The organism is Paraburkholderia caffeinilytica (assembly GCF_046030355.1).
Classification (GTDB): domain Bacteria; phylum Pseudomonadota; class Gammaproteobacteria; order Burkholderiales; family Burkholderiaceae; genus Paraburkholderia; species Paraburkholderia caffeinilytica_B.
In genome coordinates, this window is sequence record NZ_JAQQCQ010000001.1 from 501,363 (window position 1) to 515,350 (window position 13,988).

The window sequence follows — 13,988 nt, forward strand, 5'->3', positions numbered from 1 at the left end:
TATCAGGCGCCGATTCTATCCGCGCGCACGCGTGCCGGATACGCCGCGAACATTCGCGAACACTTGAACACAATTGCGCACACATTCCCCCAACTTCAGGACAGACATGGCGAGGCGGCGTCCCTAGACTGCGGCTTCCGTCTCAAATAAAAAGTCCTGATCGTGCGCAAACGCCTCTCTTATCTGTGTGTTCCGCTGTTTGGCCTGACCTGTTCGTCGATGGCCTGCGCCGAGAATTTCTATATGTTTTCGCTGGCCGGCGGCGTGGCGCCACGCTATCAGGGCAGCCGCGATTACCGTCCGTTCGTCGCGCCGCTGATCGCCGCCGAGTTCAGCAACGGCATCTTTCTGAGCCCAACGGATGGTCTCGGTTACAAGCACACCTTTGCTAACGGGCTGTTCGCGTCGGCGGCGCTGAGCTACGACTTCGGCCGCACCGATCGCAATCGCGCCGACTTGCCCGGCTCCGACTACCTGAAGGGCATGGGCCGGATTCCTGGTTCGGTGATGGCGTCCGTGCAGGTCGGGGCGCATCTGTTCGGTCCGTCGACCATCAGCATCACGCTGGACCAGCCTTTAACAAATACCGGTCGCGGCACCAGCGGGCACGTCGATCTGACCGTGCCGGTGCTGCAAACCGTCGACAACGACATCAGCATCACGGGCAGCGTGCATGCCGGTAGCGGCAGGTACACGCAGACCTTCTTCGGCGTTACCGAAGCACAGGCGGCTGCGAGCCGGTTTCAACCGTATGCGGTGAAAGGCGGATTCGACAGCGCGAAGGTGTCGGCCGGCTGGACGTACATGTTTTCGCCGCGCTGGTCGGTGCATACCGAAGGCGGCGTGACGCGGCTGCTCGGCGCCTCGGCGAATAGTCCGATCGTGCAGTCGAAGAACAACTACTTCGCGATTTCGGCGCTGACGTATCGGTATTGATGCGCTTGCCGATACGCCTGGTGCCATTGACCGGTTGTCCGGATCGACGTTTCGACAACCTGACGTTCCCGCAAGGAGCTCGCGATGTTTGCATGGCAAACCCCTTTGTCCAATGCCTGGCAGGACAGCCTGGTATCGCCGGCACGCGCGCGGGCGATGGGCGTCGACAGTGTGCTGCTGACCGGTGCGACCGGTTTTATCGGCGGCAATCTGCTGGTGACCCTGATTAACGCCGGTCTGGTTGAACGCATGGTGTGTCTGGTGCGCGGCGCCAGTACGGCCGACGCGCTCGCGCGGCTGCGTGCTTCGGCGGTGCGCTGCGGGCCGTATTCGCGCGCTCAGCGAATCACGGAAGCGAACGTGATGGTCGGCGAGCTTGGCAGCGCGTTTTCGGAGATCGATCTGGCGCGGCTCGGCAGGGCATCGCACGTGATCAACTGCGCCGGTCTCGCCTCATTCTCTACGCATCCGCAAGTGCTCGATACGAATGTGCGCGACACCTTGCGTTTTGCGTCGCGTTTTGTCGGCAGCAAAACGCTGCGGCGCTTTCTGCACGTGAGCACGGCGATGGCGTGCGGCACGCAATGCGGCGCGAACGTGCAGGAATCTCCGTTCGGCTATGGCGAGACGCGCCACCTCGTGCCCTACACACAAAGCAAACGCGAGGTCGAACGTCTATTGCGCAGCACGTATCCGCGATTGCCGCTGGTGGTGGTGCGACCGTCGAGCGTGGTCGGTCACACGGTGCTCGGTACATTGCCGTCGGCGAGTCTGTTCTGGGTGTTTCGCGTGGTGCACGGCGCGCGGCGCTTCACGGCGCGGGCGATGAACCGCATCGACGTGGTGTCCGCCGACGACTGCGCGCGTGCGCTCGCCCTGCTGGCGGTGAAGCCGTCGCTGGCTTTCGATACGTATCACGTGTCGGCGGGTTCGGAAGCGCCCACCATCGGTCAGATCATCAGCGCGATGGACGAAGCCACCGGCACCTCGGGGCGCCGCTATTCGATGTGCCGCGTGCGCGACTTCGGCAAGATCGCACGCGAGGTGGTGGGCCGCGACCGATGCGGAAGCGGCCGCCTGATCGAGCACGCGCTGCGTTTGTACGCCGGTTTCGCGGAGCTGGACTACGCGTTCGACAACCGCCGTCTGCGTGACGAGATCGGCTTCGAACCGCTGCCCTTCACGGACTACGTGAGCGAATGTGTGCGGACCTCGCGCGGGGTAGGGATCGCCGAGCAGATGCGCTGGGACTTCAAATAAAGCGGTCGGCCGGTTATGCCGCAAGCGACTCGCGCGATAATCGCGCAACGGCCAGACGACTTAAAACATCGCTGACCCACCGGACAGGCCGACATTCAGGCAGATGCAATGGACGAGAAAGACTGGATCGCGGGCGCCGCAAAGGCGCTGGCGATCATCGAAGCATTCGACGAAGAGCACGCGCGCATGACGCCGACCATGGTGGCCGGCCGCGCCGGGCTTTCGCGCACGGCGGCGCGCCGCTATCTGCTGACGCTGCGCGAACTCGGCTACGTGGATACCGACGGCAAGCTGTTCTGGCTCGCGCCGCGCGTATTGCGGCTCGGTCAGTCGTATCTGGATTCAGCGCGCTTGCCGCGCACCGTGCAGCCGTTTCTTCAGCGCATCACCGCGACCTTGCAGGAAACCGCGCTGGTCGCGATTCTCGACGAACACGACGTGGTCTACGTCGCCCGCAACGGCGTGAACCGGGCGATGGCGGTCGGATTCGTGCTCGGCTCGCGGGCGAGCGCGCCGCTGTCGTCGGCGGGATTGGTCCTGCTGGCCTTTCAGGCGCCGGAAAGCATCGACCAGTGGCTGGCGTCCTATCCGATCAAGGTATTCACGCCGTATACGTATTCGACCGTCGAGCGCTTGCGCGAAGTGCTGGGAGAAATCCGCCGCGATGGTTATGTCGTCACCGACCAGCAACTGGAGCTGGGCATGCGCGGTGTCGCGGTGCCGTTGCGTGACCGGCATGGCTCGGTTGTGGCGGCGATCAGCGTGAGTATGCCGATCGGCCAGGAATCAGCGAATGCCGCGCTGCACCGGGTGCTGCCGACCCTCCAGGAAACCGCCAGTCTGCTGCGAAATCTGGTCTGAAAGCGGGACTAGGTAATCTCCCTGATATGGTCTGCTTAACGAGTGAAAGCATGACGAAAGCAAGCTGTCTCCCGGAAAATACATATCGAGTTTTGGGCATGACAAACCGCCTACACTGCGTAATACTCTCCCGCGGGGAGCGGGAAGGCGCCTCAAGCCCTGTCTGCTTCACCGTGCAACTATTTCATTCACATTGACTCAGTCGTCCAGGTTTGGGGAACAACACATGAAAAAATTTATCGTCTCGCTCGCAGCCGCTTCGATCGCGCTGGTCTCCGTTCAAGCTTTCGCACAGGCATCGGACGCAGCAGCGCCGGCCGCTGCAGCTAGCGCGCCGAAGCACCACGTCAAGAAGCTGAAGACGCACGGTAAGCGCGCTCCGGTTTCGGCAGCAGCTTCGGCAGCCGGCACGAACGACAAGGGCGCGGCAAACTAAGCTCACGCTTGGTTGCGTCGGGCGAACCCTGCCGGTTCCCTGCTGCGTGCCGCTAGCGCGGCGCGGTTCCGGTCAAACGTCGCCAGCAAAAAGGCCAGAGTTTCTGCTCTGGCCTTTTTGCATGGCGCGGCGGTTTTTCGTGGCGTTTAGCCTGCGAGGCCGCGCTTGATGACTTCGTTCAGCAATCCGGTCATGCCTTCCGGATGGGTAGCGGCCCGTTCTTTCAGTTCCGTCACCAGATCGCCATTTAGCTTGCAGGCGAACGCGACGAGGCCCTGAGCCTGATCGAGCTTGCGCTGTTCGCGGCGATCGAGCTTCGGATCGGCGGCAGCGGCTTTGCCGAAGCGGTCGGCGGTCGACAGTTTCATTGCGTTGTTCAGCTTGAGTGCCTTGTTCTTTTCAAGGTCGGTCTTTTTCATCGCCATACGGAAGGCCTCTGCCAGATAAGTAATCCCGCATTGTACGCATCGCGCCGGGCGTCGAGCGAGCGGCGCCGATTCCGCACCTGCGCGGTGTTGGCGCCGTGCTCAGGCTTCGTGGAAACCGAATCATCGGGCGGCTTTCAAATCGGCGGTTCCGGCGCGCCGGCCACGCTGTCCATCAGTGCCCGCATGCGCTGCCAGTGCGTGCCTTCCCAGAACACGCGCCGGCATACGTCGCAGGTGACAAACTGGTTATGCCGTTCCAGCACGCCGTCGGGCGCCCGATTGCCGACTTCATCTTTGGCGATACGCCGCAGCGGCGCATTGCACATCAGACACAAACGGAACGGCTGCGCGCTGCCGGCCAGATCGAGCCTTTCAAACACTTCGCGCAATTGTTCGCGTGGCCGCAGCGTGCGTACGTAGCAGCCATGCGTGATGGTGCGGCGTTTCAATAGCTCACGATCGCGCGTGAGCACGATGCGCTGCTGTGCGGCGGCAAGCGCTTCGATATCGGCGTCGGGATAGTGGTTGTCGTAGAGCGTGTCGAAGCCGGCAAGCCGCAGCAGCGGGGCGAGGCCGCCCAGATGCGCATCGGCAATGAAGCGCACCACGCGCAGCGGATGTTCGCGCACGCGCAAGAGCGGCTGGATGTCGAGCGCTTCAAACTTCGGATAAACGGCGATGCGATCGCCGTCTGAGAGCGGATGATTGAAACCGACCGACTCGCCATTCACCAGAATCAGCTCGACTTCGGTATGCGGCACGCCGAGCACTTCGATCATGTGTTTCGTGGTCGCGCCGTGCGCGCAGGCGTAGCTGAACGCGCGCCGGCGCAGGGGCCGGGCGAGAAAATCGTTCAGCTCCTCATAGAAGCGGAATGTCGCGGTGACCATCGCAGCAGTATCGCACCGTGTTTAATTGCGCGCTGTCCTGCAGGTGTCGCATGGGTGTGCTTTACTTCCAGTTCCTTAGAAGACGGAGCAACAGATGGACATCGGTTTTATCGGTCTCGGCGAGATGGGCGCCGCGATGGTTGCAAACATTTTGAAAGCCGGGCACCAGGTGCGCGTGTGGAATCGCTCGCCAGAACGCGCTCAGCCGCTCGCCGACGCCGGTGCGCGGATCGTCGCGACGCCGGCTGAAGCGTTTGCAGGCGACGCCGTGCTCTCGATGCTCGCCGACGATGCCGCGCTGCGCGAAGTCATCACCGCGTCGCTGCTGGAACATGCCCCGCGCGGCCTGATCCACGTGAACATGGCGACGATTTCGGTGGCGCTGGCCGAGGAACTGGCGACGGCGCATGCGTCGCGCGGCATTCATTACGTCGCGGCACCGGTGCTGGGGCGGCCCGACGTCGCGGCGGCCGGCAAGCTGACGATCGTGGCGGGCGGCCCGGCCGAGTCGATCGATCGCGTGCAGCCGATTTTCGACGCGATCGGCCAGAAAACCTGGCGCATCGGTTCGCTGCCGCAGCAGGCGAATGTGATGAAACTCGCGGCTAACTTCATGTTGGGTGCAGCCGTCGAGACGCTCGGCGAGGCGGCCACGCTCGTGACCGGCCACGGCCTCGCCATGCAGGATTTCCTCGACGTCATTACGAGTGGCCTGTTCCCAGGACCGGTCTATTCGGGCTACGGCAAGATGATCGCGGAGCAGCACTACGAACCGGCGCTCTTCAAGGCGCGCCTCGGACTGAAAGACCTGCGCCTTGCGCTGGCGGCCGCAGATGCGGTCAACACGCCGCTGCCGGTTGCGAGTGTCGTGCGTGACAGCCTGATCGAAGCAGTCGCGCACGGCGACGGCGAGAAGGACTTCGCCGTGCTGGGGCAAGTGGCGGCGCGGCGGGCAGGGCGCTAAGCGGGGCTTGGAGCGCCGCGCTTAACGGCGCGCTTGGTATCTCCGTGGTGGAGGCCGAACTCGGCCATCGGATTGGCACGCTTCGCCGCAAGGCTGCGGCGCTTGCGCGCCATAATTCGCGTCGGGTCCGTGCGACGGGGCGACGCCGCGGATCCTTCCGGGCGGGCATAATAGCCGTCCGATTCCTTGTCACCTCGACATCCCAATGAGTCTGCATACTTGGTGGCTGTTTGCCGCCACTGTTTTCGTCGTTTCCGCGATTCCCGGTCCGAACATGCTGCTGGTAATGACGCACGGCGCCCAGCACGGACTGCGCCGTTCCAGCGCGACCATGGCAGGTTGCCTCTCGGCGCTTGTGCTGATGCTGGCGGTGTCGGCGGCGGGCCTCGGCGTCTTTCTCGTCGCATGGCCGACCATGTTCAACGCGCTGCGCATGATCGGCGCGGCCTATCTCGTTTATCTGGGCATCAAGGCATGGCGGGCGCCGGCTGACGAAGGCGCTGCCGGCGCGGTCGACGAACTCACCGCCAGGCCCGCGCGCTCGCGCCTCGCCTTGTTTCGCAACGGTTTCCTGGTGGCGAGCAGCAACCCCAAAGCCATCTTGTTCGCCGCCGCGCTGCTGCCGCAATTCATCGACGCCGCACAGCCCAAGCTGCCGCAGTTTGGCGTGCTCGTCGCGACTTTTGCGGTGATCGAAGTGAGCTGGTACCTGGTGTATGCCGGTTTCGGCACGCGGATCGGCGCCAGATTGAAGAGTCGCAGCGTCGCGAGGATGTTCAATCGTCTGACGGGCGGCGTGTTCGTCGGCTTCGGCGCGATGATGGCGCTGGTACGGCATTAGAGGAGCGACGGGCGAGGCCGCCGGCGCAGGCGGCAATGAATTGGCAAAGGTGTTGTGTCTATACAACGTCGAGGGTCAACCCTAATTTGCATGTTGCGGCGCACCAAACCATTTGCTATAGTCTGTCTTGTCTCCTCCATGTCTCCTCTGATATGGATTCAGCCCGCCCAATTAGGCGGGCTTTTTTTTGCCCTGAATTTCCAGCATCCTTCAGAAAAGACAAAGCCGGCTGGCCCCTTTCGCGAGGCCGCCGGCTTTGTCACATCTGCGCCGAACTCAGAACTTATAGGAGACGGCCAGGAACGAAATGATCGGATCGGCTTTCAGCTCCGCTTTCGAGACCCCCAGTTCCGTGCCGTCCGCCGCCTTGATGATGACCGACGAGGTGGTCTTCAGCGGAATGTACGTGACCGATGCCACGAGACCCCAGTGGTCGGTGATGTTGTACGAGAGGCCCGCATTGAACACCGGTTGCCAGGACGACGACGCCTTCGCCGATACCTGCGTCTGCCCGGGTTTGCCCGCGCCCGCTGCCAGCACTGAACCGAGATTGTTCTGCGTCGCGGTCACGAAGTTCTGGCTCAGCTGAACGTCGGAGAACCAGTTATACGACACGCCGATGCCGACGAACGGTCTGAACTTGGCTGTCGGCGCATTGAAGTAGTACTGGAACAGGAGCGCCGGGCTCCACTGGCGCACGCTCTTCACGATCGGATTCGCCTGCGGATCGCCCAGATTCTGCTGGCCGAGTGCCCCTGCCGGTCCCGGTGGTTTGACGGTGCCATGCCCGTAGAGCTTGAAAACCGGCGGTACGCCTGCCACCGTCGACACGGCGATGTGATCGGTGAGGTAGTGGCTGAAGACGAGGCCGACGGTATTGGAACTACTGGTCGACAACCCCGTGCCGGCAGAGGTGAACGAACTCGGCAGACGCAGCGGCGTATTGATCGGCGTCGGGGCGACGTTGGTGGTCAGCGGCGTGCTCGAATCCTGCGGCATGACGTGGAACCAGCCGAGCACGGCGACGTTGTCGCCGGCGTGTTGTGCGTACGCGTTGACTGACAGGCAGGCGGCCAGTATCGCGAAATAAATTCTTTTCATGTTGTTCCTCCCTGGGGCGCGCGTTACGTTCGTCGCGCGCGTCGAGCGACGGCGGCCTGACTGCCCGGCCGGTGCGCTGGATACTCGGTGGACGCCGGCTGCTGCGCTATTGCTGTGCGCAGCAGCCGGGACGCGAACGCCTCGTTGCTATCGGCGGCGCGTGCTGCGTCCATTACTGGACGAAGGCGCCGATCGTGAAGTACGGCGAGGCCGCATTAGTCAGATCGAGGTAGCCGAACACGCCACCTGTGAAGATCATCTTTCCGGTCGGCGTGGTGCCCGTCGAGGCGCCCACTTGCGTGGTCGTCACCACCCCCGGCACGGCCTGCGTGTAGTCCAGATTCAGGGCCGTCGCGAGCGATGCCTGCGATGCATTGAACGGATCGAGCAGCGTGGCCTCCGTGCCTTCGAGCGCGGTGGTGCGGTAGTTGAACTGGCTATCCACGCCGATGTACTCACCGTTTTGCGAGTTCACGGCGACCGAAGTTTGCGGCGACAGAATCGAGATGCCCGATTCGTCGTCCGCGTACGGACCGAGTTCGCCATTCACCGGCGTCGTCACCGATGAGTTCGCCGCGCCGGTTCGCACGAGGATCGGCACCACCTGGTTGCGCAGTTTGCCGACGATCATGTAGCCGCGTGCCTTTGGTGTGGTGGCGAGCGTCGGTTTGGCCTGACCCAGGAACTTGTCGGTTTCGAACGCGCCGCTGCCGTCCGACGACTGCACGAAGTTCGTACCAGGCTGCTGGCACGAACCCGCGTTGACACCGGAGTTGTCACATTCGGTCCACGTGCCGTCCGCATTGATCGTGATCTTCGTATCGACCGCGACCGGCGCGAAGTTCTGCGACGGAACCTGGTGATAGCCGAGCTGGTTGTAGGTGCCGACCACGTTCGCCAGGTTCTTTTCAATCGACGAGAAACCGATGAACGGGTAGTACGGGAACGTGGTGTCAGGCACCGCGCCTACGCCCAGAATCCCGCCGAACGAAATTTCCGCACCCGGGATCGTGCCGCCTGCCACGCCCTCGCCAACGAAAATACGCGCCGGACGATTCGGGTCGAGACTGGCGCCGTTCAGGCGGAAGGCGCACTGGTTGAGCTTCTGAGTTGGCAGCAGGGTTTCCTGGGTCAGCGTGCCGCTTGCGGTCTGGCCAGCGCGCGTCGGTGCGACCGTGCCGGTGGCCGCCGGGATCGGCGATTCGATGTAGTTGATCTGCCACGTCATCTTGGTGGTGTCCAGCTGCAGCTTGACCAGTTCGCCGTCACCGCCGCCGCCCGTGAACACCGTGCTGTAGTCGAGCGAAGAAGGACACAGGCGAACTTCCGTCACCGGTCCGTCGCCATTACCGCCGCCGCCGCCACTGCACGCCCCCAGAAACGGTGCTGCAAGAGCGAGCACCGAAAGGATTCTCCATTTCATACTGCCTCCAGAATTTTCTCGTTGTGTGTGGCCGACTCCCAGTCCAGCCACCATTTGCTCTATTTATGTCTCGTACTGCGAACTGCCGGTCCTTCGTTCGTTACTTGCTGATCTGTGCGCCGATGCCGAAGTAGGGGGCGCTGGACGCGGTGCTGCTGTTAAGTTGCGAAGTCGGCGCAACGCCGCCATTGACCGTGGTTTGAATCTCGATTGCATACAGTCCGCCGGAGGCAATCGCGAGGCCGGTTCCGTTTGGATGCTGGACGCCAACCAGTCCGGGGCTCGACAGACCGTAGCTCAGGGCGAAATGGTCTTCCGCTGCAGATGTCGACGGGTTGATGAAGGTGCCCGCACCGCCCTGAATCAACGCTGCGGTGGACTTGAAGTTCGAATCCGCGCCAACGTAGCCGCCGTCGAAACCACCCGATGCAAGCGGCGTGGCTGCGGCGAGCATCGCGATGCCGGATTCGTCGTCGACCTTGGCGTCGAGATGCAGCGGCGGCGTGCCGAGATTCACGGAGCCAGTGCGGATGACGAGCGGGACTGTTGCGCCATTGATCTGGCCGAGAATCATGTGTGCTTGCGCCGAAATGCCGCTTGGCTGGTTCAAAGGCGGCAGCTTCAGTTGCGCGCCAATCTGCGGCGCGTTCTGGCTGTCGAAATAACCCGCGCTGTTGACCGTCCATGCCGTGCCGGTCGAGAGACAGCCGCTTGGGCTTGGCGTGAAGGCAGCGTTGGGCGTATTCGAGCCGGTGCAATTGCCGCTCGCATCGAAGGTTTCAACGGTGTTGGTCGCCGTTGCCGCATACGAGCCCGATGGGACGAGGTGATACAACAGGCCGTTGTAAGTGCCCGCGAGCTTGGAGAGGTCCGTCGTCGTGCTCGCAAAACCAAGGAACGGATAAAAATCGAAATGCCGGGCGGGCACTGCGCCGACGTTCTCGATAACGCCCGGAATGATCGTCAGCCCGTCATATTCGACGTCCGCGCCGGGGATGCCACCACCGGCCACGCCTTGGCCAACGAGGATGGTCGGCGGGTTCGGATTGTTGACGAAATCAGGCGTTGTATACGTCGTGCCATTCGCTGCCGCAGTGCCGGTCCCTTTGCCAAGAATGAACGCGCAACGGATCTGCTCTGCGGTGGGTAGCGCGCCGGTCGGCGGATGGATGACCGCGCCGGTGATCGTCGTGCCCTCGCGTGTGATTGTGACGTCGGCGTTAGTCAACGGAATCGGTGACTTGATCCACTTCAGCGTGTACGTCATCGCCGTCGCATCAATGTTCACCTGCACCACTTCGCCACTACCCGCGCCACCCAGGAACGTGCTCTTGACGATGTCGGCCGTGGCCGGACATAGCGCGGTGGTTCCGGCGTTCGAAGTCGGCGGACCTTGCACGCCGCAGCTCGCGCCCGAGCATTGCGGTGCGTTGATCGTGCCGGGATTGTCGGACTTGCCGCCACCGCAAGCGATCAGAAGTGGGGCCGTGGCAATGGCCATCGCCAGGCCTCGAGTAATGGCGTGCGACATACTGCTGTCTCCCTTCCTGTAATTGTGCGAACTAATTTCGCTGCGCAGTTAATGCCTGTCAATTGAATGAGCCGTCTAAAAAGATCGATTCAAACAGCGAAAAGTTTGCCGGGTGCACACCATCTGGGGCTTGGAGGGCCTTTTAAACAAAAAAGGAATTTTGGGCTCGGCCGCGGCGCCGTTGCTTCGTCGCACACCCTTACCAGGTAAGCGTTGCAGCAAAATGGCTCTATCATCTTCGAACGACCGTTCGACAAAAAATCCGGAGTTTCCCTATGCGGCAAACTATGCTGTGCGGGTCAATTCGAGGAATGAATTACCGGCGCTTGATGAGCAGTCCGATTTTTATTTTTAAAGTAATGCGGGCTACTACTGATTAACGGCGAAAGAGAGATTTTGAATACAGGTTTTTAAAACAGAAAAGCCGGTCTGCAAAGACCGGCTTTTCTGCGGATTGACGGTGAAATGCCGTCTGCGTCCTGAACCTGTTTAGCGTTTCAAGCCGGCTTCTTCGGCAGCGCCGATCGCGAGGTTCATGCACTGGATCGCCGCGCCCGATGCACCCTTGCCCAGGTTATCGAGCCGCGCAACAGTCACGAAGCGTTCTTCATTGCCGAACACGAACAGGTCGACACGGTTGGTGTCGTTGTTCGCCTGCACGTCGAAGAAGCCGCTGTCGAGATTCGCTTCCGCGTCGAACGGCGCGACGTGCACGAAGGCCTCGCCGGCGTAGTACTCGGCGAACAATGCCTGTACGTCTTGCGGCGTGGCCTTTTTGGCCAGCTGGTTCGGCGAGAAGAACGTGGTGACCGCGAGGCCCTTGTAGAAGTCACCGACGATCGGCGTGAACACCGGCGCCGACTTCAGACCCGTATGCGCCGCCATTTCCGGCAGATGCTTGTGCGTGAGGCCGAGTGCGTAAGGGCGCGGACTCTTGAGCTTGTCGTTACCGCCGGCTTCGTAGTCGGCGATCATTTTCTTGCCGCCGCCGCTGTAACCGGTGATCGAGTAAGCGTGCGCGGCGAACTCCGGCGCCACGACGCCTGCTTCGACGAGCGGACGCATAGCCAGCACGAAGGCCGATGCGTGGCAGCCCGGCACGGCGATGCGTTTCGCGGTGCGCAGACGCTCGCGCTGCGAGCGGGCCAGTTCGGGCAGGCCGTAAGCCCAGTCGGCAGACGTGCGGAACGCGGTGCTGGCATCGATCAGCACGGTGTGTTCGTTCTCGACCAGCGAGGCCGACTCACGCGAGGCGATATCCGGCAAGCACAGGAACGTGACGTCCGATGCGTTGATGAGACGACGGCGCTCGTCGAGGTCCTTGCGCTTCGCTTCTTCGATACGCAGGATCTCCACGTCGGCGCGCTGCGACAGGTATTCGAAAATCTTCAGGCCGGTCGTGCCTTCCTGTCCGTCGACAAAAACTTTCGTGCTCATCTCGATCTCACTGGCTTGCTGGAAACGGGGCGCGACACCGCGCCGGAACGCTATTTTAAGACCTGATAGCGGCGGACGTGCGAAACAGGGTAAAAAAACGACGATGCGCGCCGAAAGTGACATCCGCGTGACGGGTTAAACGAGAGATGCAAGCCGATGCGAGTGGGTTCGGGGCAGATTGACGGCGCTTGTCAGGCGCCGTGTGTCTCGTGAAGAGCGCGGCGGCCGCCTCAGACTCACACGGCGGAGCTGAGGCTTCCTGACACGCGCCCCCGGACCAACGCGTTATCGAGCCGCGGCGTTCCACCGCGCCGTCACGTCCGCGACGCGCTTGCCGAACATGCGTGCTGTTTCCAGATCGCCTGCGGGTGGCGCCTCTTCCGGTGATGCATCCGCAGGGGACTGCGCCAGCAGCCCGGTGAAGCCGCCCACGTAGTTCAGGTCGTTGCGGGTCGCGGCCTTGGTGTTCGACGGCATCATGCCGGTGCCCACCCAGATCATGCTGTGTTGCATTGCCAGCGTGACGAAGTACTGGATCGTCGAAAACTTGTCGCCGTTCATCGTCGCGGAGTTGGTGAAGCCGGCCGCGATCTTGTCCTTCCACGTCTGGCCGAACCACGGTTTTGAACTCGCGTCGGCGAATTTCTTGAAGTCGGCGGAGGGGCCGCCCATGTAGGTCGGCGCGCCGAAGATGATGGCGTCGGCCGCTGCCAGTTCTGCCCAGGCCGCGTCGTCGACCTCGCCGACCGGCATGAGTCTGGCCTCTGCGCCGGCTTCGAGCGTGCCGGCCAGCACGGCCTCGGCGACTTTCTTCGTGTGGCCGTAGCCGCTGTGATAAACGATGACGATCTTCGACATGACACTCTCCGGCAAGATGAAAAAGCAGAGGTAAGTACGGCAATGGTGCGCGCACGTGGCGACGCGACATCGACAAGCATCGCCTATGCTGCCCCGTTGCACATTAGCGTGCGCGGATGACAGAAATTCCGCGGCGGCGGCAATGCGATGCAAGCGATGCGCGCATCGGCGTGTCGAACCGGCGCGACTCGCCGCACTCGTCATCCGGCGTGATGTGTGACGCGCTTTGGCTCAAAGCTGACCTACGCGAGTTAGAAGGCTACGGGCGCCGCTACCGTCCGTAGTTGACCACTATCCGCGCGCTGCCGAGCGTGGCGATGCCGATTTCGTGATCGAACATGAACGCCGGGCGTCCTTGAGCGAGGCGCAGGTCCGCGCTGCTCAGCGCATAAACGGTCACAACGTAGCGATGAGGTTTTCCTGGCGGTGGGCAAGGGCCGCCGTAGCCGTCGATATCGAAGTCGTTGCGTGCTTCGACCGCGCCGAGTTTCTTCAGGAAACCCGACGAACTGGCGTTTTCCGGCAAATTGTCGACGGTGGCCGGAATCGCCGCCACGGCCCAGTGCCACCAGCCGCGGCCCGGCGCATCCTGGTCGAACATCGTGACCGCGAAGCTGCGTGTGCCGGCTGGCGCATCGCGCCACGTCAGTTGCGGTGAGCGATTGCCGCCTTTGCAGTCGTCCTGATTGAAAACCTGAGCCGCGTCCACCGTGCCGCCGGCACGGAAGCTGGCGCTGGTCAGCGTGAACGTACCCTCGGCGAACGCGTGAGGACAATACGCCCCGAATAGCGCGAGGCCCAGCATCGCGCAGGTGAGGGACGGCATACGGCGGAGCAGCGAAGCAAGCGAAACCACCAGGCAACGCGAGCGCATGTGCCGGTTCTCCTGTCAGGGCGCGAGGCGGTTGTCCTCGCGAAGATTATTGTCCCTATTTTGTGCCCCAAGGTCGAATCAAGTCTAACATTCAGTTTGCGATGGATCATTGTTGCCGCCAACGGGATTGGCAGCCGCGAAATCGGCT

Annotated in this window: 14 protein-coding genes; 6 read left to right on the forward strand and 8 right to left on the reverse strand. The window is 62.5% G+C overall.

The genetic code is table 11. The annotated features are described in order from the left end of the window. Positions 1 to 219 precede the first annotated feature (219 nt). The 4 genes from PQQ95_RS02225 (at position 220) to PQQ95_RS02240 (ending at position 3,493) form a co-directional block, all read left to right on the forward strand. Positions 220 to 936 (forward strand): MipA/OmpV family protein, encoded by a 717-nt coding sequence (locus PQQ95_RS02225; RefSeq protein ID WP_494471474.1) that lies wholly within the window; start codon positions 220 to 222, stop codon positions 934 to 936. An 84-nt stretch (positions 937 to 1,020) separates the two neighbouring features. Continuing rightward, complete coding sequence (locus PQQ95_RS02230) at positions 1,021 to 2,196, forward strand: SDR family oxidoreductase (protein WP_408434429.1); 1,176 nt, start codon at positions 1,021 to 1,023, stop codon at positions 2,194 to 2,196. A gap of 108 nt (positions 2,197 to 2,304) precedes the next feature. After that, entirely contained in the window at positions 2,305 to 3,057 is a 753-nt protein-coding gene (locus PQQ95_RS02235; RefSeq protein ID WP_408434432.1) for an IclR family transcriptional regulator domain-containing protein, read from the forward strand. 226 nt (positions 3,058 to 3,283) lie between these two features. Next, positions 3,284 to 3,493 carry a hypothetical protein gene (locus PQQ95_RS02240; RefSeq protein ID WP_408434435.1) on the forward strand — a complete coding sequence of 70 codons (210 nt, stop codon included), beginning with the start codon at positions 3,284 to 3,286 and terminating at the stop codon, positions 3,491 to 3,493. A gap of 146 nt (positions 3,494 to 3,639) precedes the next feature. Here the strand turns inward: PQQ95_RS02240 and PQQ95_RS02245 are convergent, their stop codons facing one another. Next, entirely contained in the window at positions 3,640 to 3,918 is a 279-nt protein-coding gene (locus tag PQQ95_RS02245) for a hypothetical protein (RefSeq protein WP_120347940.1), read from the reverse strand. A 137-nt stretch (positions 3,919 to 4,055) separates the two neighbouring features. Next, complete coding sequence (locus PQQ95_RS02250) at positions 4,056 to 4,811, reverse strand: Mut7-C RNAse domain-containing protein (protein ID WP_408434438.1); 756 nt, start codon at positions 4,809 to 4,811, stop codon at positions 4,056 to 4,058. Positions 4,812 to 4,905: 94 nt separating this feature from the next. Between PQQ95_RS02250 and PQQ95_RS02255 the strand changes: the two genes are divergently transcribed. Both PQQ95_RS02255 and PQQ95_RS02260 read left to right on the forward strand, forming a co-directional pair. Further along, positions 4,906 to 5,775: an NAD(P)-dependent oxidoreductase gene (locus PQQ95_RS02255; RefSeq protein WP_408434441.1), complete on the forward strand. Its 870-nt coding sequence runs from the start codon at positions 4,906 to 4,908 to the stop codon at positions 5,773 to 5,775. A 205-nt stretch (positions 5,776 to 5,980) separates the two neighbouring features. After that, complete coding sequence (locus PQQ95_RS02260; protein WP_408434444.1) at positions 5,981 to 6,616, forward strand: LysE family translocator; 636 nt, start codon at positions 5,981 to 5,983, stop codon at positions 6,614 to 6,616. Positions 6,617 to 6,892: 276 nt separating this feature from the next. On the opposite strand, the gene PQQ95_RS02265 is transcribed toward PQQ95_RS02260, so the two are convergent. The 6 genes from PQQ95_RS02265 to PQQ95_RS02290 form a co-directional block, all read right to left on the reverse strand. After that, complete coding sequence (locus tag PQQ95_RS02265; protein WP_408434447.1) at positions 6,893 to 7,717, reverse strand: OmpW/AlkL family protein; 825 nt, start codon at positions 7,715 to 7,717, stop codon at positions 6,893 to 6,895. 172 nt (positions 7,718 to 7,889) lie between these two features. After that, on the reverse strand, positions 7,890 to 9,140 hold the full coding sequence (locus PQQ95_RS02270; protein WP_408434450.1) for a DUF2957 domain-containing protein: 1,251 nt from the start codon (positions 9,138 to 9,140) through the stop codon (positions 7,890 to 7,892). Positions 9,141 to 9,240: 100 nt separating this feature from the next. Next, positions 9,241 to 10,671: a DUF2957 domain-containing protein gene (locus PQQ95_RS02275; RefSeq protein ID WP_408434453.1), complete on the reverse strand. Its 1,431-nt coding sequence runs from the start codon at positions 10,669 to 10,671 to the stop codon at positions 9,241 to 9,243. Positions 10,672 to 11,160: 489 nt separating this feature from the next. Continuing rightward, positions 11,161 to 12,108, reverse strand: coding sequence for an N-acetyl-gamma-glutamyl-phosphate reductase (gene argC / locus PQQ95_RS02280; RefSeq protein WP_408434456.1), 948 nt, complete (start codon positions 12,106 to 12,108; stop codon positions 11,161 to 11,163). Between the two features lie 285 nt (positions 12,109 to 12,393). Next, positions 12,394 to 12,966 carry a flavodoxin family protein gene (locus PQQ95_RS02285; protein WP_408434458.1) on the reverse strand — a complete coding sequence of 191 codons (573 nt, stop codon included), beginning with the start codon at positions 12,964 to 12,966 and terminating at the stop codon, positions 12,394 to 12,396. Positions 12,967 to 13,237: 271 nt separating this feature from the next. Continuing rightward, complete coding sequence (locus tag PQQ95_RS02290) at positions 13,238 to 13,840, reverse strand: YbhB/YbcL family Raf kinase inhibitor-like protein (protein WP_408434461.1); 603 nt, start codon at positions 13,838 to 13,840, stop codon at positions 13,238 to 13,240. Between the last annotated feature and the right edge of the window lie 148 nt (positions 13,841 to 13,988).

What these genes read in the sequence shown, in the direction of transcription:
- PQQ95_RS02225 (WP_494471474.1), top strand. Translation starts at nt 220, where the DNA reads ATGGCCTGCGCCGAGAATTTCTATATGTTTTCGCTGGCCGGCGGCGTG.
- PQQ95_RS02230 (WP_408434429.1), top strand. Translation starts at nt 1,021, where the DNA reads ATGTTTGCATGGCAAACCCCTTTGTCCAATGCCTGGCAGGACAGCCTG.
- PQQ95_RS02235 (WP_408434432.1), top strand. Translation starts at nt 2,305, where the DNA reads ATGGACGAGAAAGACTGGATCGCGGGCGCCGCAAAGGCGCTGGCGATC.
- PQQ95_RS02240 (WP_408434435.1), top strand. Translation starts at nt 3,284, where the DNA reads ATGAAAAAATTTATCGTCTCGCTCGCAGCCGCTTCGATCGCGCTGGTC.
- PQQ95_RS02245 (WP_120347940.1), bottom strand. Translation starts at nt 3,918, where the DNA reads ATGGCGATGAAAAAGACCGACCTTGAAAAGAACAAGGCACTCAAGCTG.
- PQQ95_RS02250 (WP_408434438.1), bottom strand. Translation starts at nt 4,811, where the DNA reads ATGGTCACCGCGACATTCCGCTTCTATGAGGAGCTGAACGATTTTCTC.
- PQQ95_RS02255 (WP_408434441.1), top strand. Translation starts at nt 4,906, where the DNA reads ATGGACATCGGTTTTATCGGTCTCGGCGAGATGGGCGCCGCGATGGTT.
- PQQ95_RS02260 (WP_408434444.1), top strand. Translation starts at nt 5,981, where the DNA reads ATGAGTCTGCATACTTGGTGGCTGTTTGCCGCCACTGTTTTCGTCGTT.
- PQQ95_RS02265 (WP_408434447.1), bottom strand. Translation starts at nt 7,717, where the DNA reads ATGAAAAGAATTTATTTCGCGATACTGGCCGCCTGCCTGTCAGTCAAC.
- PQQ95_RS02270 (WP_408434450.1), bottom strand. Translation starts at nt 9,140, where the DNA reads ATGAAATGGAGAATCCTTTCGGTGCTCGCTCTTGCAGCACCGTTTCTG.
- PQQ95_RS02275 (WP_408434453.1), bottom strand. Translation starts at nt 10,671, where the DNA reads ATGTCGCACGCCATTACTCGAGGCCTGGCGATGGCCATTGCCACGGCC.
- argC (WP_408434456.1), bottom strand. Translation starts at nt 12,108, where the DNA reads ATGAGCACGAAAGTTTTTGTCGACGGACAGGAAGGCACGACCGGCCTG.
- PQQ95_RS02285 (WP_408434458.1), bottom strand. Translation starts at nt 12,966, where the DNA reads ATGTCGAAGATCGTCATCGTTTATCACAGCGGCTACGGCCACACGAAG.
- PQQ95_RS02290 (WP_408434461.1), bottom strand. Translation starts at nt 13,840, where the DNA reads ATGCGCTCGCGTTGCCTGGTGGTTTCGCTTGCTTCGCTGCTCCGCCGT.